21 protein-coding genes are annotated in these 23,819 nt (G+C 73.4%); 12 read left to right on the plus strand and 9 right to left on the minus strand.

Going from position 1 to position 23,819, the window contains the following annotated elements:
- Positions 1–26 precede the first annotated feature (26 nt).
- From cseC to QSK45_RS33940, 5 genes are all read right to left on the minus strand, one after another.
- Positions 27–1,373, minus strand: coding sequence for a two-component system sensor histidine kinase CseC (gene cseC, locus QSK45_RS33920; RefSeq protein WP_285562748.1), 1,347 nt, complete (start codon positions 1,371–1,373; stop codon positions 27–29).
- Positions 1,374–1,383: 10 nt separating this feature from the next.
- Positions 1,384–2,088, minus strand: coding sequence for a two-component system response regulator CseB (gene cseB, locus QSK45_RS33925; RefSeq protein WP_285562749.1), 705 nt, complete (start codon positions 2,086–2,088; stop codon positions 1,384–1,386).
- Between the two features lie 51 nt (positions 2,089–2,139).
- Positions 2,140–2,805, minus strand: a complete 666-nt coding sequence (locus QSK45_RS33930) for a hypothetical protein (protein ID WP_490993657.1) — start codon at positions 2,803–2,805, stop codon at positions 2,140–2,142.
- Positions 2,793–3,332: a SigE family RNA polymerase sigma factor gene (locus QSK45_RS33935; RefSeq protein ID WP_086809325.1), complete on the minus strand. Its 540-nt coding sequence runs from the start codon at positions 3,330–3,332 to the stop codon at positions 2,793–2,795. The genes QSK45_RS33930 and QSK45_RS33935 overlap by 13 nt, the downstream gene beginning before the upstream one ends.
- Before the next feature lie 280 nt (positions 3,333–3,612).
- Positions 3,613–4,488, minus strand: a complete 876-nt coding sequence (locus QSK45_RS33940) for an HhH-GPD family protein (RefSeq protein ID WP_285562750.1) — start codon at positions 4,486–4,488, stop codon at positions 3,613–3,615.
- Between the two features lie 179 nt (positions 4,489–4,667).
- Here QSK45_RS33940 and QSK45_RS33945 point away from each other — a divergent pair, with 179 nt between their 5' ends.
- Complete coding sequence (locus QSK45_RS33945) at positions 4,668–5,489, plus strand: hypothetical protein (RefSeq protein ID WP_285562751.1); 822 nt, start codon at positions 4,668–4,670, stop codon at positions 5,487–5,489.
- Between the two features lie 42 nt (positions 5,490–5,531).
- Here QSK45_RS33945 and disA read toward each other — a convergent pair whose 3' ends face one another.
- Together disA and radA are read right to left on the minus strand one after the other, a co-directional pair.
- Entirely contained in the window at positions 5,532–6,656 is a 1,125-nt protein-coding gene (gene disA / locus QSK45_RS33950; protein ID WP_285562752.1) for a DNA integrity scanning diadenylate cyclase DisA, read from the minus strand.
- Between the two features lie 80 nt (positions 6,657–6,736).
- On the minus strand, positions 6,737–8,146 hold the full coding sequence (radA, locus tag QSK45_RS33955; RefSeq protein ID WP_285562753.1) for a DNA repair protein RadA: 1,410 nt from the start codon (positions 8,144–8,146) through the stop codon (positions 6,737–6,739).
- Positions 8,147–8,347: 201 nt separating this feature from the next.
- Here radA and QSK45_RS33960 point away from each other — a divergent pair, with 201 nt between their 5' ends.
- Positions 8,348–10,285, plus strand: a complete 1,938-nt coding sequence (locus QSK45_RS33960; RefSeq protein ID WP_285562754.1) for a BACON domain-containing protein — start codon at positions 8,348–8,350, stop codon at positions 10,283–10,285.
- Between the two features lie 161 nt (positions 10,286–10,446).
- Here the strand turns inward: QSK45_RS33960 and QSK45_RS33965 are convergent, their stop codons facing one another.
- Positions 10,447–11,286 (minus strand): DUF3109 family protein, encoded by an 840-nt coding sequence (locus tag QSK45_RS33965; protein ID WP_285562755.1) that lies wholly within the window; start codon positions 11,284–11,286, stop codon positions 10,447–10,449.
- 71 nt (positions 11,287–11,357) lie between these two features.
- Here QSK45_RS33965 and QSK45_RS33970 point away from each other — a divergent pair, with 71 nt between their 5' ends.
- From QSK45_RS33970 to ilvD, 4 genes are all read left to right on the plus strand, one after another.
- Positions 11,358–12,290: a Ppx/GppA family phosphatase gene (locus tag QSK45_RS33970; protein WP_285562756.1), complete on the plus strand. Its 933-nt coding sequence runs from the start codon at positions 11,358–11,360 to the stop codon at positions 12,288–12,290.
- Positions 12,291–12,441: 151 nt separating this feature from the next.
- Positions 12,442–13,254: a sugar phosphate isomerase/epimerase family protein gene (locus QSK45_RS33975; RefSeq protein WP_285562757.1), complete on the plus strand. Its 813-nt coding sequence runs from the start codon at positions 12,442–12,444 to the stop codon at positions 13,252–13,254.
- Positions 13,255–13,316: 62 nt separating this feature from the next.
- On the plus strand, positions 13,317–13,964 hold the full coding sequence (locus tag QSK45_RS33980; protein WP_285562758.1) for a TetR/AcrR family transcriptional regulator: 648 nt from the start codon (positions 13,317–13,319) through the stop codon (positions 13,962–13,964).
- 164 nt (positions 13,965–14,128) lie between these two features.
- Entirely contained in the window at positions 14,129–15,982 is a 1,854-nt protein-coding gene (ilvD, locus tag QSK45_RS33985; RefSeq protein WP_285562759.1) for a dihydroxy-acid dehydratase, read from the plus strand.
- 26 nt (positions 15,983–16,008) lie between these two features.
- Here the strand turns inward: ilvD and QSK45_RS33990 are convergent, their stop codons facing one another.
- Positions 16,009–18,195, minus strand: a complete 2,187-nt coding sequence (locus QSK45_RS33990; protein ID WP_285562760.1) for a serine/threonine-protein kinase — start codon at positions 18,193–18,195, stop codon at positions 16,009–16,011.
- A 146-nt stretch (positions 18,196–18,341) separates the two neighbouring features.
- On the opposite strand from QSK45_RS33990, the gene QSK45_RS33995 reads away from it, so the two are divergent.
- The 6 genes from QSK45_RS33995 to proC all read left to right on the plus strand — a co-directional run bounded on the left by QSK45_RS33995 (position 18,342) and on the right by proC (position 23,393).
- Positions 18,342–18,596 (plus strand): SH3 domain-containing protein, encoded by a 255-nt coding sequence (locus tag QSK45_RS33995; protein WP_285562761.1) that lies wholly within the window; start codon positions 18,342–18,344, stop codon positions 18,594–18,596.
- Between the two features lie 711 nt (positions 18,597–19,307).
- The gene (locus QSK45_RS34000; RefSeq protein ID WP_285562762.1) at positions 19,308–19,814 is read left to right on the plus strand and encodes an EamA/RhaT family transporter; all 507 of its coding nucleotides are present in this window, start codon (positions 19,308–19,310) and stop codon (positions 19,812–19,814) included.
- Positions 19,815–19,867: 53 nt separating this feature from the next.
- The gene (locus tag QSK45_RS34005) at positions 19,868–20,653 is read left to right on the plus strand and encodes a class I SAM-dependent methyltransferase (protein WP_285562763.1); all 786 of its coding nucleotides are present in this window, start codon (positions 19,868–19,870) and stop codon (positions 20,651–20,653) included.
- A 231-nt stretch (positions 20,654–20,884) separates the two neighbouring features.
- Entirely contained in the window at positions 20,885–21,676 is a 792-nt protein-coding gene (locus QSK45_RS34010; protein ID WP_285562775.1) for an ABC transporter ATP-binding protein, read from the plus strand.
- Positions 21,673–22,446 carry an ABC transporter permease gene (locus QSK45_RS34015; protein WP_285562764.1) on the plus strand — a complete coding sequence of 258 codons (774 nt, stop codon included), beginning with the start codon at positions 21,673–21,675 and terminating at the stop codon, positions 22,444–22,446. The genes QSK45_RS34010 and QSK45_RS34015 overlap by 4 nt, the downstream gene beginning before the upstream one ends.
- A gap of 134 nt (positions 22,447–22,580) precedes the next feature.
- Entirely contained in the window at positions 22,581–23,393 is an 813-nt protein-coding gene (gene proC / locus QSK45_RS34020) for a pyrroline-5-carboxylate reductase (RefSeq protein WP_285562765.1), read from the plus strand.
- Positions 23,394–23,819 lie beyond the last annotated feature (426 nt).

The following is a 23,819-nucleotide window of genomic DNA, read 5'->3' on the forward strand; positions in this document are numbered from 1 at the left end:
CCCGACCGGCCCCGTACGGACCGGACTCAGCCCGAGCTGCCCGACAGCGGCAGCATCGGATAGCTCCCGGTGCTGGTGGGCGCGTGCTCCGGGAGCCACAGCACGGCCACCGCGCCCTCGGCGGGGAGACCGGCCGGGCGGATGTTGCGGAAGGTGAGGCGGGCGCCGAGGACGCGGGCCTGGCCGGCGGCGATGGTGAGGCCGAGGCCGTGGCCCTGGCCGGAGCGGTCCATGCTGCCGGTGCGGAAGCGGCTCGGGCCCTCCGCGAGGAGTTCCTCGGGGAAGCCGGGGCCGTGGTCGCGGATCCGGATCACCCGGCCCTCGACGCTCACCTCGATCGGCGGCCGGCCGTGCCGCGCGGCGTTCGCGAGGAGGTTGAACAGCACCCGCTCCAGGCGGCGCGGATCCGTCGTCACCTCCGACTCGTGGACGATCCGTACGACGATCTCCGGGTCCTTGGCCGCGACCCGCCGCGCCACGAACTCGCCCAGCATGATGTCCTGGAGCTCGGCCCGCTCCGAGGCGCTGTCCAGGCGGGCCACCTCCAGCACGTCCTCCACCAGCGTGCGCATCGCCTTGGCCCGGTCCAGCACCAGCTCCGTGGGCCGGCCGGGCGGCAGCAGTTCGGCGGCGGTCAGCAGCCCGGTCACCGGGGTGCGCAGCTCGTGCGCGATGTCCGCGGTCACCCGCCGCTCGGCCTCGAGGCGTTGCCGCAGCGCGTCCGCCATCGCGTCCACCGCCCGCGCGAGATCGTCGGTCTCGTCCCGTACGACACCGCCGATCGCCTCCCGCACCCGTACGTCGGTATCGCCCCCCGCGACCCGGTTCGCCGCGGCCGCGGCCTTGCGCAGCCGCCCGGACAGCTGTCCGCCGATCAGCACCCCGAGCGCGCTGCCGCCGAGGACCACCGCGATGGACCCGATGACCAGGGCCTGGTCCAGGTCCTTCATCACGTCCATGGAGCGGTCCGGGAAATGGCTGTGCAGCGACAGCACATGCCCGTCCTTCGCCGGGACCGCCGCCCAGATGTCCGGTGGTCCCGAGCCGCGGTCGGAGACGTCGCTCGCCCGGCGCCCGGCCATCACCTTCTCGCGCACCGCCGGCGGCATCCCCGGATCATCGATCTTGATGTTCGGGAAGTTCGTCCGCCCGTACAACTCGTAGTTGCGCTGGGCGAGCTGGACCCGGTCGTTGGCCAGGTCGCGCGCGTTGTCCAGCATCGAGACCCGGGCCGCGTTGTGCACGACCAGGCTCAACGCGATCGCGACCAGACCGGCGACCAGCGCGATCGCCGCGCTGAGCTTCCACCGGATGCCGGTGTGCAGGCCCACGCGCTCCATGCGCCGGACCGGGTGCCGCAGAAACCCCCGCATGCCGCTCCGTTCAGGCCTTCAGCTTGTAGCCGAAGCCGCGGACCGTCTCGATCCGGTCCTGGCCGATCTTCTGCCGCAGCCGCTGCACATGGACGTCGACCACCCGGGTGTCCCCGCCCCAGCCGTAGTCCCACACCCGCTCCAGGAGCTTGTCGCGGGAGAGCACGGTCCCGGGCGCCGAGGAGAACTCCAGCAGCAGCCGCATCTCCGTCGGGGTGAGCGCCACCGGCCGTCCCGCCCGGAGCACCTCCATGCCGTCGGTGTCGATCCGCAGATCGCCGAAGGTCAGCGTGCCGCCCTGCACCGCGGACGCGGGCTCCTCAGGGTGCGCGGTGCCGCCGGCGTGCCCGAAGCGGCGCAGCACCGCGCGGATGCGGGCGACCAGCACGGCGCCGTCGAACGGCTTGGTCACGTAGTCGTCCGCGCCCGCCTCCAGGCCGAGGACCACGTCGATGCTGTCGGCGCGCGCCGACAGCATGATCACCGGCACGGTCGACTCGTCGCGGATCCGGCGGCACAGGCTGACCCCGTCGAGGCCCGGCACCATCACGTCGAGCAGCGCGATGTCGGGACGGTTCGCGCGGAACGCCTCAAGGCCCGACAGCCCGTCGGGCATGGCGGTGACCGCGAAGCCGTCCCGCTCCAGGGCGAGCTGTGTGGCCTCGCGGATGACGTCGTCGTCCTCGACGAACAGGACGTGGGTCTGGTCTGCCATCCCGGTGCTTTCCGTCCTCGTGAAGTGCTGCTGTCTCTCGCGCCGCGCGGTTCAGCTGTCCGGCACGGGCGTCGGGACCTGCCCGGCCGACTTGCTGTACTCGTTGCGCACGCTCTTGCCCGGCGCGAACCGTCCCGCCTTCCAGCTGTACGGCGTCACGATCTCACCGGACGGGCTGGAGATGGGATCGCCCTTCTCGTAATACTGCCTGGTCACCGACAGTCGCCCCTGGTCGATCTCCGCGTAGACCGGGGACTCCTCGGTGCGGAAGACGTTCTTGAAGGTGCCGGAGTCGTCCTGGTACACGTACGAGCCGATCCCGACCGCGTCCGCGCAGGTGAGCACGTTGACCACGACGTCGTCGACCGCGGACCCGGTCAGATCGCCGTAGGAGACGTCCACCGGGTACTCGTCACCGCTGCACGGCTTCAGCTCCCGCTTGACCGTGGCGGACACCGCCGGGTCGTGCTTGATCAGCTGTACCGCGTCCACCTTCCGGTACTTGTCCGGGTCACTCGGCGAGGGCGACGGCGAGGCCACCGCGCCGGCCCCGGCCACCGCCGAGGCGTGCGCCGGGCCCTCGTCCCGGGCACCCAGGCCGCCCGTGCCGCACGCCGTGACGAAAAGGGCGAGGGCGGTGACCGAGGCCACCGCCGCGATCACCGCCAGCCAACTCCCTCGGGCCTGTCTCGGCCCGTGCCCGGTCAGGCCGCGCAACGCTCCCGCTCCTCACGCTCCAGCGCCCGTGCGTCCAGGTCGCGGGCCTCCAGCTCCTCGCGGAGCCGGGCGAGCGCCCGGTGCAGCGTGCTCTTGACCGTACCGGCCGACATACCCAGGGCCGCGGCCGTCTCCTCGGTGGACATCTGCTCCCAGTGTCGCAGCACCACGACACTGCGCTGCTTGGGTGCCAGAACTTTCAGGATGTCCATCAGCAGGGCCCGGTCGGCGTGCTGCTCGGTGGAGTCCTCGACACTGGCGTCGGGCAGCTGCTCGGTGGGGACCTCCTCCAGCTTGCGCGCCCGCCACCACTCGGTCCGAGTGTTGATCATGACCCGGCGCAGGTAGGCGTCGGCCAGCCGCTTGTCGGCGATGCCGTCCCAGCGGCCGTACGTCCGCACCAGCGCGGTCTGCAGCAGGTCCTGGGCGTCGACGGGGTCGGGCACCAGCCGGCGCGCACTGCGCAGCAGCGCGTCCTGTCGTGTGCGGACGTACTCCTCGAATGCGAGCACCTCGCCCTGCGCCATGTTCAACCGCCTCCGTTCCCCGTGTGCTTCGGCCACGAGCCGAAGTCCCGCTGTCCTGCCGCCCGTGGTCTGCCGGGCACGGAGAAGAAGTTAGGCAGTCGTTGTCACGAGGCTGTGCGGACCAGCCTGCGGCTGGCAATCGGCTATCCGTCGGTTGTGTAACGGCCGTAGGAACGGGGTAAAGGGCGTGGTATTTATGTCCAGTTATGCGGCTTTTATTGCGCCTGGTGGGTCCCCGAATCCCGCAACAGCGGGAGCGGCGCCGTGACCTGGCGGCGCGTCAGGTCAGCGGCAGCCGGTACAGGCCGCCCGGCAGCGGCTCCACCAGACCGTCGGTGACCAGCCCGTCCAGCGCGCGGGCCCGCTGCACCGGCTCGTGCCACACCCGGTCCAGCACTGACTGCGGTACCGGCGTGTGCGCCTCGCGCAGTACGGCGAGGAGCTTGCCGCGCACCTGACGGTCCGTACCGGCGTACGTCTGCCCGCGCCGCGGGGGCCCCTGGTGCTCCGGCTTGCCCGCCTGCCGCCAGGCGCACTGCGCGGCGATCGGGCAGCGCGCGCACCCCTCGTTCTTCGCCGTGCACACCAGCGCGCCCAGCTCCATGGAGGCGGCGGCCCAGCGCGCGGCCGTCCCCTCGTCCTCGGGCAGCAGCTCACGGGCGAGGCGCCGCTCGGCGGCCGTCGTCGCGTTCGGCGGGTACTGCACCCCCGTCACCGCCCGCGCCAGCACCCGTCGCACATTCGTGTCCAGCACCGGGTGCCGCTGTCCGTAGGCGAACGAGGCCACCGCGGCGGCCGTGTACTCGCCGATGCCGGGCAGTGCGAGCAGTTGCGCGTGTTCCGTCGGTACGTCGCCGCCGTGCCGTTCCGTTATGGCGACCGCGGCGCCGTGCAGCCGCAGCGCGCGGCGCGGGTAGCCGAGCCGGCCCCAGGCGCGCACGGCCTCGCCGGGAGCCTCCTTCGCCAGGTCGGCGGGGCGGGGCCAGCGGGCGAGCCACTGCTCGTAGACGGGCAGCACCCGGTTCACCGGCGTCTGCTGCAGCATGAACTCGCTGACCATCACGCCCCATGCGCCCGCCTCCGGGCGGCGCCAGGGGAGGTCGCGGGCGTGGGCGTCGAACCAGGCGATCACGGGGGCGTGGAGCTTCTCAGTCATGGCCTTCCGATCCTGCCACGCCGCACGGGGCGTCGTGGGTGACGGCGCCGTCACCGAGCGTGCCGGTCGCTGAAGAACCGTGCCTGCGAGGGCAGTTACCGGGATGATGATCCGGAAAAGTTGGCGCGTGCGCGGCGGGTGGGGCAAGTCAGCGCGCCGAACTCTCGTAGAGTTCGGGCGTGGGATCTCTGCGCAATCCGGTCGGGCCGCTTCCCTCCTCCATCTACTGGCGTAGGAGGGTCGTACTGCTGTCGTTGTTCGCCGTCTCGACGCTGCTGATCGCGTGGATCGTCGTCGCGGGAGGCGGGGGCGGCGGTGGGAAGAAGGGCACCAGCGCGTCCGGCGGCAAGAATCCCGCGAACACCATCACGCCGGGGCCGTCGGGATCGGGGCCCGCGTACAGCCAACGCCCCGGCGGGCGGGACGAGTCGGGGGGACCGGGCTCGGGATCCGGGTCGTCCGGGTCCGGTTCGGGTTCCGGTGACGGCGCGTCGGGCCCGGCGGCGGGCTCGGGTGGTTCCGCGGGCGCGGGTGGCGGGTCCGCCGCGGGTGGCGGGGCGGTGGTCGCGGGCGACGCTCTCTCCGGTTCCTCCACGCTGCCGGACTGCACGGCCGGTTCCGTCTCGTTGGGCCTGCGCAGCCTCCGCAACTCCTACTCGCCGGACCAGACGCCGGCCTTCGAACTCACCGCGAAGAACACGTCGTCCGCCGACTGCAAGGTCGATCTCGGCCCGAAGAACGCGGTGTTGACCGTCACCCCGGCCGACGGCGACAGCCCCTTCTGGTCCTCCGCCGACTGCCCCCGGGGAGCGGGCGACCTCCTCTTCCGGGTGCCGGCCGGCCAGAGCATCACGTACACGGCGAAGTGGGACCGGAGGCCGAGCGCGGCCCGTTGCGCGACCCCGTCGGGCGGCTCGGCGAAGCCAGGGACGTACCTGCTGGAGGCCAGGACCCCGGGCTACGGAAAGCTCCAGGCGTCGTTCGTGCTGTCGGCGGACTAGCGGGCGCCGGTGGCCGGGAGCGCGGACCCGGCGGCCCGGAACCTATACGTACCGCTCCAGGATCGAGGACTCGGCGAGCCGGGACAGTCCCTCCCGGACGCTCCTCGCCCGCGCCTCACCCACACCGTCCACCGTCTGCAGGTCGTCCACGCTCGCGGCCAGCAGCTTCTGCAGACCGCCGAAGTGCTCCACGAGCCGGTCGATGATCGCGCCCGGCAGCCGCGGCACCTTGGCCAGCAGCCGGAAGCCCCGCGGGGACACCGCCGAGTCGAGGGTCTCGGGCGAGCCCGTGTACCCCAGCGCCCGCGCGACCGTGCCGACCTCGATCAGCTCCGCCTGGGTGAGCGCGTCCAGCTCGGCCAGGGCCTCGTCGACCGTGCGGGAACGCTTCGCCGTCGGCTCGGGCACGTAGTCCCGCACCACCAGCTCCCGGTCCGGTTCGACCCCCGCGATCAGCTCTTCCAGCTGGAGCGCGAGAAGACGGCCGTCCGTCCCCAGCTCCACCACGTACTCGGCGATCTCGGTGGCGATCCGGCGCACCATCTCGAGACGCTGCGCGACGGCGGACACGTCCCGCACCGTCACCAGGTCCTCGATCTCCAGCGCCGACAGCGTGCCCGCCACCTCGTCCAGGCGGAGCTTGTACCGCTCCAGGGTGGCCAGCGCCTGGTTCGCGCGGGAGAGGATCGCCGCCGAGTCCTCCAGGACGCGGCGCTGCCCGTCGACGTAGAGCGCGATCAGCCGCATCGACTGGGAGACGGAGACGACGGGGAAGCCGACCTGCTTGCTCACCCGGTCCGCCGTGCGGTGCCGGGTGCCCGTCTCCTCCGTGGGGATCGTCGGGTCCGGGACCAGCTGCACGCCCGCGCGCAGGATCTTCGACAGGTCCGACGAGAGCACGATGCCGCCGTCCAGCTTGCACAGCTCCCGCAGCCGGGTCGCGGTGAACTCCACGTCCAGCACGAACCCGCCGGTGCACATCGCCTCGACGGTCTTGTCGGAGCCGAGCACGATCAGACCGCCGGTGTTGCCGCGCAGCACGCGCTCCAGGCCGTCGCGCATGGCCGTACCGGGTGCCACGGCGCTCAGCGAGGCGCGCATCAGGCCATCGGAACCGGCACTCCCACCGGACTTTCCGGGAGCTGCTGCCCGGTCGTTGGCTGCCACTGCACTCCTCCGGTCGCAGGTTCTGACGCGCTCCCGTGCCCGCACTCGGTTCGTACGGACGGGCGAGACCTGGGCAAAGTCTACCGGCGCTCCTCCGCCTCCCGTGGGGCCTCTCGGCGACGGGAGCGGGGCAGGACCCGCAGCGCGTCGCCCATGTCGGCGACTTCCAGCACCTTCATCCCCGGCGGGACCTTGCCCGGATCGCCCGGCACCAGCGCGTGCGTGAAGCCGAGCCGGTGCGCCTCGGCGAGCCTGCGCTGCACGCCCGTGACCCGTCTCACCTCGCCCGCGAGGCCCACCTCGCCGATGGCCACCAGGTTCTTCGGCAGCGGGGTGTCGCTCGCGGCGGAGGCCAGCGCGAGCGCGATGGCGAGGTCGGCGGCGGGCTCGGACAGCTTCACGCCGCCGACCGTCGCCGAGTAGATGTCCCGCTTGCCGAGCGCGCTGATCCGGCCGCGCTGTTCGAGCACGGCCAGCATCATCGACACCCGGGAGGTCTCCAGGCCCGACGTCGTACGGCGCGGGGAGGGGATCTGGGAGTCCACGGTCAGCGCCTGCACCTCCGCCACCAGCGGGCGGCGGCCCTCCAGGGTCACGGTCAGACAGGTGCCCGGCACCGGTTCGGCACGCCGGGTCAGGAAGAGGCCGCTGGGATCGGCGAGGCCGGTGATGCCCTCGTCGTGCAGTTCGAAGCAGCCGACCTCGTCCGTGGCGCCGTACCGGTTCTTCACGCCGCGCACCAGGCGCAGCCGGGCGTGCCGGTCGCCCTCGAAGTGCAGGACGACGTCCACCAGGTGTTCCAGGAGGCGGGGGCCCGCGATGGCGCCGTCCTTGGTGACATGGCCGACCAGCAGGGTGGACATGCCGCGCTCCTTGGACGCGCGGATCAGCGCCCCGGCGACCTCGCGCACCTGGGCCATGCCGCCGGGCGCGCCCTCGATCTCCGGGGAGGCGACGGTCTGCACCGAGTCGAGGATCAGCAGGGACGGCTTGACCTCGTCCAAGTGGCCGAGGACGGCGGAGAGATCGGTCTCGGCGGTCAGATACAACTGGTCGTGCAGCGCGCCGATGCGGTCGGCGCGCAGCCGCACCTGGCTCGCCGACTCCTCGCCGGTGACATAGAGGGTGCGGTGCTCCTCGCTCGCCGCCTTGGCCGCCACGTCCAGCAGCAGGGTGGACTTGCCGACGCCCGGCTCGCCCGCCAGCAGCACCACCGCGCCCGGTACGAGCCCGCCGCCGAGCACCCGGTCCAGCTCGGGCACGCCGGTGGACCGGGCGGTCGCCTGGCGGCCGTCGACCTGGCCGATGGGCAGCGCGGCGTTGGTGACCCGGCCGGCCGCCGTGGTGCGGACCGCGGGCGCGCCGTACTCCTCGACCGTGCCCCATGCCTGGCACTCGGGGCAGCGGCCGAGCCACTTGGCCGTCTGCCAGCCGCACTCCGTGCAGCGGTAGGACGGGCGGTCCTTGGTGGTCTTGGTACGGGCAGCCATGCGGAAACCGTAGCCCGCGGCACTGACAACGAGCGCGGGGGCCGCCAAGTGGGTGGACCGGTATCGGCCACCGCCCCGCGGAATCCGGCCGCGGAAGAAAGGGTTCCTGTCCCCTTATGAGGGATCGTTTCACCCGTACGGATTAAAAGAGCTCAAGGCTCCAGAAGGGGCGCTCCACCGACGCCTACGGTCGCACGGGTGATGAGCAGCAGCCCGGAGACCACCACCCGAACCACCGGCGCGCACCGGGCGCACGGCACGGCGCGCGAAGCGCGAGAGGCGCGCGAGGGGCGCGAGGGCGCGCGTGTGCCTGGTGTGTTCGAGGCCAGAGAGGCATACGAGGCACACGAGGCATGCGAGGCCAGTGGAGTTCACGAGGCCGGTGAGGACCGTGAGGCGCGCGAGACCCGCGAGGCCCATGACGACCGGGAGGCGCGGGGCGCACGCGCCGCCCACGGCGCCCGCGAGGCCCGCGACGGCCGCGAGGCCCGCGACGGATACGGGGCCCGCGACGGATACGGGGCCCGCGAAGCACGTGAGGCGCGGGACCGTGCCGCCGCGCGCAACATCGCCCGGCGGGCGCCGACGCGCTACGAGCCGTACCTGGACGGCCTGTTCACCTACTGCCTGTCCGTGCTGTGCGACCACGAAGCGGCCGCCGCCGCGCTCGGCGACGCCCTCGCGCTGGCCGAGCGGCGCGGCCACCGCGCCCCCGGGACCGAGGGCGAGCGCAGGGCGTGGCTGTACGCGCTGGCCCGCTGGGCGTGTCTGCGCAAGCTGTCCGAGGCGAAGCAGAAGCGTCAGGCCGCGCACGCGGCGGGCCGTCCGGACCAGGCGAAGGGGGCCGGACCGCAGGCCACCGACCCCGCGCTCCCCCCGGAGACGCAGGAGCGCCGGCGCCGCGAACTCGCCCTGCTCGCCTGGCCGGAGGCGGCCGGCACCACCCCCGAACAGCGCGAGGCCCTCGAACTCGCCGTCCGTCACCACCTGACCGCCCCCGAGGTCGCCGCCGTCCTCGGCATGGCACCGGCCGCCGCCCGCGACCTCCTCGCCGCGGCCGCCTGCGAGGTGGAGCGCACCCGTGCCGCGCTCGCGGTGGTGGAGACCGGCGGCTGTCCGAGCGTGGCCCACCTCACCGGCGACAGCAGGCTGATCCTCAGCACCGCGCTCCGCCGCGAGCTGGTGCGACACGTCGACGACTGCCCGCGCTGCCGCCGTACCGCCGAACGCGCGGCCCCCGGCCGCTGGCCCGGCACCACGGTCACCCCGGCCGAACTCCCCGTCCTGGAGGCACCCCGCGCGGCCCTCGCCCCGCGCTCCCGGGCGAGGGTCACGGCCGCACCCCGCTTCGACCGGCGCGGCTTCCCGATGGACCCTCGGGACCGCGCGGCCCGCCGCGACCGGCTGCGCGCCCGCGCGGTGACGACGACGGTCGTCGCGACGGTGGTGGCGGCGCCCGTACTGGCCCTGTGGGCGGCGTACCGGAGCGCGCCGACCGGTGAGCCGGACGGCCACCCGGGTACCGCGCGCGAGGCACGGGGCCCGGACGCGGTCGGCGATGACGGCACGGGCGGGGGGTACGAGAACGCGGGCAGCGCGAGCGTGAAGCCCGGCGCGGGCGGGAACGGCAAGCCGGACGTCTCGGTGGAGGTGACGAGCGTCGCCCCCGGAAGCGCGGACGCCTCGGCCGGCCACCTGTCCGTGACCGCCGCGAACGACGGCGACACGACGCTGATCACGCTGACCGCCACCGGCCCCGCCCCGGTCCGCTGGTCCGCCGCCACCGGTTCCTCCTGGCTCTACCTGAGCCAGGCCTCCGGCACTCTCGCCCCCGGCGCCTCGGTGACCCTGAGGGCCTACATCGACCACCTCCACGAGCCGAGGGGCCTCTGGCGCGCCCAGGTATCCGTCGCCCCGGCCGGCGCGGTGGTCACCATCACCGGCTACGGCCCCCCGGCGACCCGCCCGACCCCTCCTCCGGCACCCCCCACGACCAGCGCCCCGACCACCCCGCCCCCCACCACTCCCAGCACCCCGCCGGCGCCCCCCACCACACCGGCCGACCCTCCGCCCTCCACGTCTCCCACGCCGACCCCCACCCCGACGGACAGCGAGACACCGAGCCCGTCCGGGAGCTAGCGACGGCCCGTCGTCCGGCAGCGGGCCGGCCGTGGACCCCCGGGCCCGAAGGCCGGCCTTCGGCCCTCGGCCGGCAGGGGAGGAGGCCGGGCCGCGGCCGACCCGGTTGTCGCGTTCCGGCCGTGGGGAAGTGGCTCGGGGGGACCCGTCGGCCCGCCGGGTCAGGGGGTGGGGTCCGCCGGGTGGGGGGCCACCAGCGGGAGCGCGGCGGAGAGGCGCTGCTCGCAGAGTTCGCTCAGGCGGTCGTAGCCCTCCTTGCCCATCAGCTCCGTCAGCTCCGCGCGGTAGGAGACGTACACCGGGTCGCCCGCGCCGTGCGCCGACGTGGCGGACGTGCACCACCAGTGCAGGTCATGGCCGCCGGGACCCCAGCCCCTGCGGTCGTACTCGCCGATGGAGACCTGGAGGACGCGGGTGTCGTCGGGACGGTCGATCCACTCGTACGTCCGTCGGATCGGCAGCTGCCAGCACACGTCCGGCTTGGTCTCCAGCGGCTCCCGGCCCTCCTTGAGCGCGAGGATGTGCAGTGAGCACCCCGCGCCGCCCGCGAACCCGGGCCGGTTCTGGAAGACGCAGGACCCCTGGAAGGGCCGCGTCTGCCGGGACCCCTCCTCGTCCTCGGAGACCCAGCCGTCCTTGGTGCCCTCGGCGTGGTGCTGCCAGATCTCCGGCGTGAGCCGCGCCACGTGCTCGGCGACCCGCTTCTCGTCGTCCTCGTCCGAGAAGTGCGCCCCCAGCGTGCAGCACCCGTCGTCCGCGCGCCCCGCCTTGATGCCCTGGCAGCCGCTGCCGAAGACGCAGTTCCACCGCGAGGTCAGCCACGTCAGATCGCAGCGGAAGACCTGCTCGTCGTCCGCCGGGTCCGGAAACTCCACCCACGCGCGCGCGAAGTCGAGCCCCTTCTCGTCGCTCACCTTCGCCCCCTTGGCGGCTTTGGCCGCCTTGCGAACCTTGTCCGTCTTATCGGCTTTCGTGGACTTCGCCTTTTTCGTCTTTGGCACGCGTCCAGGGTAAGTGTCCCGTCCCCGGACCGGGGACCGTGGAGGGGCGTTCTGGCAGTAGCGTTCCGCATATGAGACTCGGTGTCCTGGACGTGGGTTCGAACACGGTGCATCTGCTGGTGGTGGACGCCCACCCCGGCGCCTGCCCGCTGCCCGCGCATTCGCACAAGGCCGACCTTCGGCTCGCCCAACTCCTCGACGACAGCGGTGCCATCGGCGACGAGGGCATCGAGAGGCTCGTGGAGGTCGTACGGGACGCCCTCCAGGCCGCCGAGGACAAGGGCGTCGAGGACCTGCTCCCCTTCGCCACCTCCGCCGTCCGCGAGGCGAGCAACGCCGACGAGGTCCTCGCCCGCGTCGCCGACGAGACCGGCGTACGGCTCCAGGTCCTCGCCGGCGCCGAGGAGGCCCGCCTCACCTTCCTCGCCGTACGGCGCTGGTTCGGCTGGTCCGCCGGAAAGCTGCTGGTCCTGGACATCGGCGGCGGCTCCCTGGAGATCGCCTTCGGCATCGACGAGGAACCGGACGCCGCCGTCTCCCTCCCCCTCGGCGCGGGCCGGCTCACCGCCGGCTGGCTCCCCGGCGACCCGCCCGCCCCGGACGACGTGCGCGCCCTGCGCCGCCATGTCCGCGCGGAGATCGCCCGCACGGTCGGCGAGTTCGCCCGCTTCGGCGCCCCCGACCACGTCGTCGCCACCTCCAAGACCTTCAGGCAGCTGGCCCGCATCGCCGGCGCCGCCCGCAGCGCCGACGGCCTCTACGTGCAACGCGAACTCAAACGCGAATCCCTGGAGGCGTGGGTCCCCCGCCTGGCCGGAATGACCACCGACCAGCGCGCCGAGCTTCCGGGCGTCTCCGACGGCAGGGCTGGGCAGCTCCTCGCGGGGGCGTTGGTCGCAGAGGGCGCGATGGACCTCTTCGGCGTGGAGAGCCTGGAGATATGCCCGTGGGCCCTGAGGGAAGGCGTGATCCTCAGGCGGCTTGACCACATGGGGTCCGCCTAGGCACCCGCCGGGCGCGGGGCCGTGCGGATACGCCGCTCCGCCGCGTGGGCGCGGCCGGCCGCCCACGACCCGTGCGCGTCCCCATGGCAAACCTCACAACGGCGAACGGGCACCCGGCACCCGAACCGTCCCAACCCTTAAGGTGACGGACGTGGCTGAACCAAGGGACGTCTCCGTCGCGCTGTCGACAGCCTCCGTCTACCCGGAGTCCACGGCGACAGCCTTCGAGATCGCCGCGCGCCTCGGCTACGACGGCGTCGAGGTCATGGTCTGGACCGACCCCGTCAGTCAGGACATCGAGGCGCTGCGCCGCTTGTCGGACTACCACGGCATCCCGATCCTCGCCGTGCACGCACCGTGTCTGCTGATCACGCAGCGCGTCTGGTCCACCGACCCGTGGACCAAGCTGCGCCGTGCCCGCGCCGCCGCCGAGAAGCTGGGCGCCTCCACCGTCGTCGTGCACCCGCCGTTCCGCTGGCAGCGGCAGTACGCGCGGGACTTCGTCGCGGGTGTGTGGCGGATGGCGGACGAGACGGACGTGCGGTTCGCGGTCGAGAACATGTACCCCTGGCGCTACCGCGACCGCGAGATGCTCGCCTACGCCCCCGCCTGGGACGTCACCCAGGACGACTACCGGCACTTCACGATCGACCTCAGCCACACGTCGACGGCCCGTACCGACGCCCTGGGGATGCTCGGCCGCATGGGCGACCGGCTCGGCCATGTCCACCTCGCCGACGGGCGCGGCTCGGCCAAGGACGAGCACCTGGTGCCGGGGCGCGGCGACCAGCCCTGTGCCGAGCTGCTGGAACACCTGGCCGTCTCCGGTTTCGACGGCCACGTCGTCATCGAGGTCAACACCCGGCGGGCGATGTCCGGCGCCGAGCGCGAGGCCGACCTCGCCGAGGCCCTGGCCTACACCCGCAAACACCTGGCCGCCGCCGCCCGGCTCCACCGCCGATGAACGAACCCGCCGGCCCCACCGGCCCTGTGAAGCCCACCGGCCCTGCGGAGCACGCAGGCCCCGTGGAGCCCACCGGTCCCCAGGGCCCCACAGGACCCGCCGGGCCCCCGCCGCCCGCCGCCCGCCGCCGCGGCCGCCCCCCGCGTACCGAGTCCGCCGGCACCCGGGACCGCATCCTCACGGCCGCCCGCGAGGAGTTCTCCGCGCGCGGGTACGACAGGACCTCCGTACGGCAGATCGCCAAGGCCGCCGGTGTGGACCCCGCGCTGGTCCACCACTACTTCGGCACCAAGGAACAGGTCTTCGCGGCCGCCGTGGAGGTCGCCTTCGCGCCCGCCCTCGCCGCCCCCGACACCCTGGCCGAGGGTGCGCCGGACGGGGTGGGGGAGCGGCTGACCCGCTTCGTGTTCGGCGTCTGGGAGAACCCCACGACCCGGGCGCCGCTGCTCGCGATCCTGCGCTCGGCCGTCACCAACGACACCGCCGCCGCCGTCTTCCGCCGCCTGGTCGCCGCCCAGCTGATGCGCCGCGTCGCCGCCCAGCTGGACCTGCCGGACGCCGAGCTGCGCGCCGAACTGGCCGCCGCGCAGCTGGTGGGTACGGCCATGCTGCGCTACGTCCTGCGCCTGGAACCGCTGGCCTCGGCGGACGTGGAGGAGATCGTCGCGCGGGTGGCGCCCGTCGTACAGGGACACCTCACGCGGCCCTGAACCGCGACCGCGGCCCCGAAACCGGCCGCACGCACCCGGGCGCGACCCGCAAGGCGGTCCGGCGTGAAATACCCGTCCCGCATTCCGGACAACAGCGTCCATTCCTTGGAGCCCCGGCGTACGCTCGGAGAAAGCCAGAACTGTCCATCGAGGAGCGAGCGACGATGCCCGAGCTGAGGTCCCGCACAGTCACCCACGGCCGCAACATGGCGGGCGCCCGCGCCCTTATGCGTGCCTCCGGTGTACCCGGTGCGGACATCGGCCGTAAGCCGATCATCGCCGTCGCGAACTCCTTCACCGAGTTCGTGCCGGGCCACACCCATCTCCAGCCGGTCGGCCGGATCGTCAGCGAGGCCATCACCGAGGCCGGCGGCATCCCGCGCGAGTTCAACACCATCGCCGTGGACGACGGCATCGCCATGGGCCACGGCGGCATGCTGTACTCGCTGCCCTCCCGCGACCTGATCGCGGACTCCGTGGAGTACATGGTCGAGGCCCACCGCGCCGACGCCCTGGTCTGCATCTCCAACTGCGACAAGATCACCCCCGGCATGCTGATGGCCGCCCTGCGCCTGAACATCCCGACGGTCTTCGTCTCCGGCGGCCCCATGGAGGCCGGCCGCGCCACCCTGGTCGACGGCACCGTGCGTTCCCTCGACCTGATCGACGCCATCTCCGAGGCCGCCAACGACAAGGTCTCCGACGCCGACATCCTGCGCATCGAGGAGAACGCCTGCCCGACCTGCGGCAGCTGCTCGGGCATGTTCACTGCCAACTCGATGAACTGCCTGACCGAGGCCATCGGCCTCTCCCTGCCCGGCAACGGCTCGGTCCTCGCCACCCACACCGCGCGCAGGCAGCTCTACGTCGACGCCGCCCGCACCGTGATGGACCTGACCCGGCGCTACTACGAGCAGGACGACGAGACCGTCCTGCCCCGCTCCGTCGCCACCTTCCAGGCCTTCGAGAACGCCATGGCCCTGGACATCGCGATGGGCGGCTCCACCAACACGATCCTGCACCTGCTGGCCGCCGCCCAGGAGGCGGAGGTGCCCTTCGGCCTGGAGCAGATCGACGCCGTCTCCCGCCGCGTCCCGTGCCTCGCGAAGGTCGCGCCGAACGTCGGCAAGAACCGCACGTACTACATGGAGGACGTGCACCGCGCCGGCGGCATCCCCGCCCTCCTCGGCGAACTGCACCGCGCCGGCCTGCTGAACGAGGACGTGCACGCCGTGCACAGCCCCTCCCTCGCCGACTGGCTCAAGACCTGGGACGTCCGCGGCGGCTCCCCGTCCCCCGAGGCGGTCGAGCTGTGGCACGCGGCCCCCGGCTGCGTCCGCTCCGCCGAGGCGTTCTCCCAGTCCGAGCGCTGGGAGTCCCTGGACGACGACGCCGAGGGCGGCTGCATCCGCTCCGCCGAGCACGCCTACTCCAAGGACGGCGGCCTCGCGGTGCTGCGGGGCAACCTGGCGGTCGACGGCTGCGTGGTCAAGACGGCCGGCGTGGACGAGTCGATCTGGACCTTCGAGGGCCCGGCCGTGGTCTGCGAGTCCCAGGAGGAGGCCGTCCAGCGGATCCTCACCCAGGAGGTCAAGGAGGGCGACGTCGTCGTCATCCGCTACGAGGGCCCCAAGGGCGGCCCCGGCATGCAGGAGATGCTCTACCCGACCTCCTACCTGAAGGGCCGCGGCCTCGGCAAGAGCTGCGCGCTGATCACCGACGGCCGCTTCTCCGGCGGCACCTCGGGCCTCTCCATCGGCCACGCCTCCCCGGAGGCGGCCTCCGGCGGCACCATCGCCCTGGTCGAGGACGGCGACCGCATCCGCATCGACATCCCGAACCGCACCATCGAGCTGCTGGTGGACGAGGCCGAGCTGGCCCGCCGCGAGCAGGCCCTGAACGGCACGTACGCCCCCAGGAACCGCGACCGCAAGGTCACCGCCGCGCTGCGCGCCTACGCGGCGATGGCGACCAGCGCGGACAAGGGCGCGGTGCGGGACGTGAGCAAGCTGGGCTGACGCTCTTCCACCAGCCCCCCGCCGCTTCACCAGGCCGACGGATCGCGCCCGTCGAGCGCGAACACCGACCCGTCGGGCGCGGTCGCGAACACCTGCGGGTCGACGAGCACCGGCGCCGCCCGCAGCGCGGCGACCCGCTCCGTGCCGGACCCCGGCCGTGCCGGTGTCTGCCCCGCGGGCCGTCCGCCGCGCGCGTCCACGGCGAGCAGCCGCCCGTCGCCCGCCGAGAAGTACAGGTACCGGTCCCCGGCGACCAACGCCGAGCCCCGGCTCACCGACGTCTCCAGGTGCCACAGCCGCTTGCCTGCCCCGGTGTCCACGGCGTCCAGGCCCCCGTTCACGTCCAGCAGGTAGACCACGCCCTGGTGGACCGCGGTGTGGACGTCCGGCCGGGGCGCGGGCAGCGGTACCCGCCGCAGGGACCCGGACGAGACGTCGTAACGGACCACCGCGTCGGTGTCGCCGTAGACCGGATCGGCGGACACGAAGAACACGGTGCCGCCCTGTGCGCCGACCGGCCGCAGCAGCCCGGTCAGCGGGGTGTCCCACCTGACCTCCCCGGTCTTCGGGTCGAACGCGACGACACGCGTGCTCCCGCCGTCCGCGGAGGAGGTCGTCGCGTAGGCGGAGCCGGCGCCCGGGAAGGCATCGACGCGCGGCCTGCCGGTCCCCGGCAGCCGCCGGTTCCAGCTCGTGCGCCCCGAGGCGCTGTCCACGCCCGTGACGGTGCCGTCCGCGGCGGTGATCAGCAGCGTCCCGTCGGCGTACTGCGCCCCGGCGCCCGCGGGCAGCGCGCGCCGCCAGTGGGTGCGGCCCGTGTCCGGGTCGAGCGCCACCACGTCCCCGGCCTCGTCGCGCACCTGCACCAGCCCGCCCGACACCACCGGCGCCGCGCTCCAGCGCGCCCCCGTGAAGGCATGCCGCCACAGCACCCGGCCGCCTTGCGGATCGAGCGCGTACGCCTGCCCCGCGCCGGTGCACAGCAGCTCGCCCGCGCCGAAGGCGCACCGGGGCGCCTCCGTCTGCCCGTCGACCGGTTTCGTGCGCCACCCCGCGAACCCCACGGCCGCCGTCCGCGGACTCCTCGCGTGGGCGTCGTCGCCGAGCCAGTGCACGCAGGCCAGGACCCCGCCGGCGACCAGGGCGAGCACCCCGGCCGCGACGGCGGCGATCCGGCCGGGCCGCAGGGCGCGCTTCCTCGTCCCCGGCGGGTCGGGCGTGCCCGCCGGGCACGGCCGGCGCTCGGCCCTGCCGGTCCCGTCGGACGGGCCGGTGCTGCCGGTCCCGTCGGACGGGCCGGTGCTGCCGGTCTCGCCGGACGGGCCGGTGCTGCCGGCCGAACTCGCTCCCCGCTGCGCCGGTATGAACGCCTGGGTGTCGTACGACGCCGCCACCGACCGCAGTCGGCGCATCAGCTCGTCCGGCGTCGGCCGTTCGTCCGGGTCCTTGGTGAGACAGCGCTCGATGAGCGGCGCGAGGTTCGCCGGCACCCCCGACAGATCGGGCTCGTCGTGCACGACCTGATAGGCGACGACGTACGGGCTGTCGGAGTCGAACGGCCCCCGCCCGGTCGCCGCGTGCACCAGCACCGAGCCCAGCGCGAAGATGTCCGCGGCGGGCCCCACCTCCCGCGGCCGCCGGAACTGCTCGGGCGCCATGAACGGCGGCGTGCCGATCAACTTGCCGGTCTCCGTGCGCAGTTCGCTGTCCTTGGGCCGGGAGATGCCGAAGTCGATGACCTTCGGGCCGTCCTCGGCGAGCAGTACGTTGCTCGGCTTGAGGTCCCGGTGCACCACGCCCACGCGGTGGATGTCGCGCAACGCCTCCGCGAGCCCCGCCATCAGGCGCCGCAACTGACCGGCGTCCAGCGGCCCGTGCTCCTTCACCTGCTCGGAGAGGGTCGGGCCGGGGATGAACAGCGTGGCCATCCAGGGCCGTTCGGCCTCCGGGTCGGCGTCCACCACGGGCGCGGTGAACGCACCGCTGACCCGGCGCGCCGCGGCCACCTCCTGCCGGAACCGGCCCCGGAACTCACGGTCCCGGGCGAACTCCGCGTGGACCACCTTCACCGCGAGCCGCAGCCCGGAGGTGCTGCGGGCGAGGTGGACCACGCCCATACCGCCGGAACCCAGCCGTGACTCCAGGTGGTAATGCCCGGCGTATTCGGGCATATCGGCCTCCGTGCCCGCTCCGGTGCTGCGCTGTGTCGTCATCGACTGGACCGCCCCCCGTGCTCCTCGTCCGCGCGCGACGCACGGAGCCTAGTCGATGGTTCGTACGAGACCGAGGCGGCTTGCTAACCTCCGTTCGCAATCGACAGTTCCCGTCTCCTGACGGGGTTTCACGGGGGAGATTCCGCATGTCCGTCCGCTACTACTCCGTCGCCCCGGGTGTCCGCGTCAACGTCCGCAGCGGCCCCGGCACCAGCTACGGCATCATCCGCGTCCTCCCCGAGGGCGCCAAGGTCCCCATCTACTGCCAGACCCCGGGCACCACGGTCACCGGCACGTACGGCACCTCGAACATCTGGGACAACATCAGCGACGGCGAGTTCGTGGCGGACGCGTATGTCCTCACGGGCAGCGACGGCTATGTGGCCGACCGCTGCGCCTGAGTTCCACGCCGGGGGCCGGGGTCGGGGCCGAGCCCGGCGTCCCCGGCTCCTCGGCCCGGTCCTCGCGCCGTGACCGATCGTCTGTGCGCCGGGGGACGTGAGACGAGTGGCGGGCGGTCGGCCGATCCCTGCCGTGGGGGTCACGCGTCCGGGGCGGTCCTGATGGGCCCGTGCGTACGTCGGCCCCGGCCGTCCCGGCCCGGTCCCGCGCCGGGGCCGGTCCCCGCGGCGGCCGGGCTTCTCCCGAGGGAGCGTCCCCGGCGAGCGGCCTCCGCTCGCCCCGCGCCCGGAACGACGACGGCCGCGCCCACACGCGGCGAGGACCACGCCGCCGACGCGCCGCCCGGCGCACGCGGCAACGGCCCCACGGCCGACCACCGCGGCTGACGCTCCGCTGTCGGACCCGAGCTGTTGGCCTGTTGGCCCCGTCGCGCTGGTCCTGTGGGTCTTCCCGGCCCTCCGGACCCGCTGTCCGTTGGTCGCGCGGGTGCCGGGCCTGCTCGTTCCGCTCGGTCCGCTGGTCGCGCCCGCCGCCGGTCCCGTCATCTGCTGGTCCTGCTGGTTCTGCTGGTTCTGCTCGTCTCGCCATCTGCCGGTCCCGCCGGTCCCGCCCGCGCCCGGTCCCGCCCCGCACGTTCGCGGTGTCGCCCTGCCCACCCCCGGTGTCGCCCCGCCCTCGGGTCCTTCCCCGCCCGGCGCCATAATCGTCCCGTGAGCGACGAAACCGGCGCCCCGGGCGCCCCGGAGGGGTCCGCGGGCGGACCCCGGCCCGAGTCCCTGCGCTTCTTCGGCACGTCCTGGGTCCACCACGACGACGGCTACGCGGCCCGCCGGGCCGGTGTCGCCGTCGGTTCCCTCGTCGCCGCCGTCGTCTCCTGCCTGGTGCTGCGCTTCGCCTACCAGGGCCTCCAGATCGCCGACTCCGGCACCTTCGTAACCGTCCTGGTCGTCGCCATGTTCGCGATCTGCACCGCGCTCGCCTTCGGCAACACCTGGGCCGGCTTCGGCAAGCGCCACGACCCGCAGCGCCAGGCATCCCTGCGCGGCCTGCTCGCCATCGGGTTCGTCGGCACCCTCCTCGCCTACTTCCTCCGCTCCCTCACCGAGGCCCCGGGCGAGAGACTGCACCGCGAGGAGTACGAGAAGGCCCGCGCCGAACACGCCCTGCGCACCACCCGCCGCTCGGGCGACCCCTCGAAGAAGAGGCGCCGCCGCTAGAACTCCTGGCAAAGCCACCGCCGTACGCGGTGCCGGGCGACGACCATGGCCGTATGACGACCACGGATCCCGCCGACCACGCCCACACCGCCCGTGCCCACTCCTTCAACGCGGCCGCCGCCCAGTACGCGGCCAACCGCCCCTCCTACCCGCCCGCCCTCTTCGACGCCGTCGAGGACGTGTCCGGCCGGGCCCTGACCGGCGCGCGGGTCGTGGACGTCGGCGCCGGGACCGGCATCTCCACGAGCCTGCTGCACACGCGCGGCGCGGACGTCCTCGCGGTCGAGCCCGGCGAGGGCATGGCCGCCGAGTTCCGCCGCGGCAACCCGGGGATCCCCCTGGTCCGGGGCAACGGCAACGCCCTCCCGCTCGCCGACGCCACGGCCGACTTCCTCACCTACGCCCAGTCCTGGCACTGGACCGAGCCCGCCCACTCGGTACCGGAGGCGCTGCGCGTCCTGCGGCCGGGCGGGGCGCTGGCCCTGTGGTGGAACACCGACGCCCTCGACATCGAGTGGATCGCGGAGGCGTCCGCCCGCGTCAGCCGCTTCTTCGGCCTCGACCTCGCGGCCGAGCAGGGCAAGTCCGGCGACCGCGCACACCTCGCCGACCCCAGCGGCCGCCTCGACTTCACCCACCGCGAGATCCGCTGGAGCCGCCAGGTCCCCCTGGACACCCACCTCGCCAACCTCGCCAGCCACTCCTTCTTCCTCGTCACGGACGAGCCCCGGCGCGCCGCCTTCCTCGCCGACGAACGCACCCACCTCCTGAAGGTCTTCCCCGACGGCCTGGTCGAGGAGACGTACGACGTGCTCCTCCTGGTGGCCCGCAAGCAGTGACCGGGACGGCGGCCGGGGCCACGCGCCGAAGACGGTGGCCGCGCCGTCCCGGCCGCGGGCGCGTCGTGACCGGCCGTCCGGGTTCCCGCGCCCCCGCAACCGGGGCCGGCCGACTACGTGGCCCCGCCGACCACGCGGCACCGATCACCGCGCGCCCCGCCCCCACCCGGCCGCATCCGGGCCCCTCGGCCCTTGACGGCCCACCCCACCGGGCAGACTATTCACCGCGTGATGAATTACGTGTCGCCGGCCCCGCCCCCGCCCGCCGCCATCCACGCCCACCACCTCACCGTCGTCCGCGGCCCCCGCCCCGTCCTGCACGACCTCTCCTTCACCGTCCCGCCCGGCAGGATCACCGGTCTCCTCGGCCCCTCCGGCTGCGGCAAGTCGACGCTGATGCGAGCGATCGCCGGCACCCAGGCGAAGGTCACCGGCACCCTCGACGTTCTCGGCCGGCCGGCCGGCCACCCGGCCCTGCGCACCCGCATCGGCTACGTCACCCAGGCCCCCTCCGTCTACGCGGACCTGACCGTCCGCCAGAACCTGGAGTACTTCGCCGCCATCCTCGAACCCGGCCGCGCCGCAGCCGACCGCCGCCGAGCGCACGTCACCCGGGCCATCGCCGACGTCGACCTCACCACCCACGCGGACACCCTCGCCGGCTCCCTCTCCGGCGGTCAGCGCAGCCGCGTCTCCCTCGCCGCCGCCCTGCTCGGCACCCCCGAGCTCCTGGTCCTGGACGAGCCGACCGTCGGCCTCGACCCCGTCCTCCGCCGCGACCTGTGGCAGCTCTTCCACGACCTCGCCACCACCCGCGGCACCACCCTGCTCGTCTCCAGCCACGTCATGGACGAGGCCGAGCGCTGCGACCGTCTGCTGCTGATGCGCGAGGGCGAGATCCTCGCCGACGACACCCCCGAGGCGCTGCGCGTCCGCACCGGCACGGAGACGGTCGAGGCCGCCTTCCTGCACCTGGTCGACGAGGCCACGACGGCGGCCCGCACCAAGGAGAGCACCCGATGAACCCGACGACGGCCTCCCGGCCCCCGGCCGCCTTCAGCCCCGCCCGCTCCCTCGCCACCGCGGCCCGCGTCCTGCGCCAGCTGCGCCACGACCCCCGCACCATCGCCCTGATGATCGTCGTGCCGTGCCTGATGCTGGTCATCCTGCGCTACGTCTTCGACAGCGGCCCGCACACCTTCGACACCATCGGCGCCTCGCTCCTCGGGATCTTCCCGCTGATCACGATGTTCCTGGTGACCTCCATAGCCACACTGCGCGAACGCACCTCGGGCACCCTGGAACGCCTCCTCGCCCTGCCCCTCGGCAAGGCCGACCTCATCGCCGGTTACGCCCTGGCCTTCGGCGCCTTCGCGATCGTCCAGTCGGCCCTCGCCACCGGCCTCTCCGTCTGGCTGCTCGGCCTCGACGTCACCGGCTCACCCTGGCTGCTCCTACTCGTCGCCCTCCTGGACGCCCTGCTCGGCACGGCCCTCGGCCTCTTCGTCTCGGCCTTCGCGGCGTCGGAGTTCCAGGCGGTCCAGTTCATGCCGGCCGTGATCTTCCCCCAACTCCTCCTCTGCGGCCTGTTCACCCCCCGCTCGACCATGCACCCCGTCCTCCGGGCCGTCTCCGACGTCCTGCCCATGTCCTACGCCGTGGACGCCATGACCCAGCTCCTCCACCACCGGGACACGACCTCGGCCTTCGCCAGGGACGTCCTGATCGTGACGGCCTGCGCTCTCCTGGTCCTGGTCCTGGGCGCGGCGACACTGCGCCGCAGGACCCCCTAGCCCCCCGAGCCGCCGGGGAGGGGCCCGGCCGACGCCGGTGAGCGTGCCCGCCCCGGCCGGCGACCGCACAGCGCACCTGTCCCGCCCACCGGACAGGCCGCCGCCGGGAAACCCCCGGTGCCAGACTGAACCGCATGAGCCAGAAAGTCGCAGTACTCGGCACCGGCAAGATCGGCGAAGCCCTGCTCAGCGGAATGATCCGAGCGGGCTGGGCCCCCGCCGACCTCCTCGTCACCGCCCGTCGTCCCGAACGCGCCGAAGAACTCCGCGCCCGCTACGGAGTCACCCCGGTCGGCAACACCGAGGCCGCCAAGACCGCCGACACCCTGATCCTCACGGTCAAGCCGCAGGACATGGGCACCCTGCTGGACGAACTGGCCCCGCACGTCCCCGCCGACCGCCTGGTCATCAGCGGGGCCGCGGGCATCCCGACCGCCTTCTTCGAGGAACGCCTCGCCAAGGGCACCCCCGTCGTCCGTGTCATGACGAACACCCCCGCCCTCGTCGACGAGGCCATGTCCGTCATCTCCGCCGGCACCCACGCCACCCCGGACCACCTGGCCACCGCCGAGGACATCTTCGGCGCCGTCGGCAAGACGCTCCGCGTCCCCGAGAGCCAGCAGGACGCCTGCACCGCCCTGTCCGGCTCGGGACCGGCGTACTTCTTCTATCTGGTCGAGGCCATGACCGACGCCGGCATCCTGCTCGGGCTGCCCCGCGACAAGGCCCATGACCTCATCGTCCAGTCCGCCATCGGCGCCGCCGTGATGCTCCGCGACAGCGGCGAACACCCGGTGAAGCTCCGGGAGAACGTCACCTCCCCGGCCGGTACGACGATCAACGCCATCCGCGAGCTGGAGAACCACGGCGTCCGCGCCGCCCTCATCGCCGCCCTGGAAGCCGCCCGGGACCGCAGCCGCGAGCTGGCCTCCGGCAAGAAGGACTGACCCGGCCGGGACGGGACCGACCGTCAGTTGACACACCTCGGAGCGATCCGTAAGGTTCTCCGAGTTGTCCGACGTGAGCGCCGACTCCGGTCGGTCCCCGGGCAGCCATTCCGTGAGTACCACCCGATTCCGATGCTTCGGCGTCGAACGCTTTGGCGTGCGTATTTGCGAAATGAGGAATCCGCGTTCGAAAGGACGCAGGCCCCCGATTAGCTCGGGAGTCGGGAATCCGCTAAAGTCTCACTCGTCGGAACGGCCCAACGGCCGGGAAGACAAACCCCGCTGACCGGGGATCAGACGCCGAAAGGATCTGATAGAGTCGGAAACACCGAAGGGAAGCCCGGAGGAAAGCCCGAGAGGGTGAGTACAAAGGAAGCGACCGTTCCTTGAGAACTCAACAGCGTGCCAAAAGTCAACGCCAGATAT

The sequence above is a fragment of the Streptomyces hygroscopicus subsp. hygroscopicus genome (genome assembly GCF_030269125.1).
In the GTDB taxonomy this organism is placed as follows: domain Bacteria; phylum Actinomycetota; class Actinomycetes; order Streptomycetales; family Streptomycetaceae; genus Streptomyces; species Streptomyces hygroscopicus_C.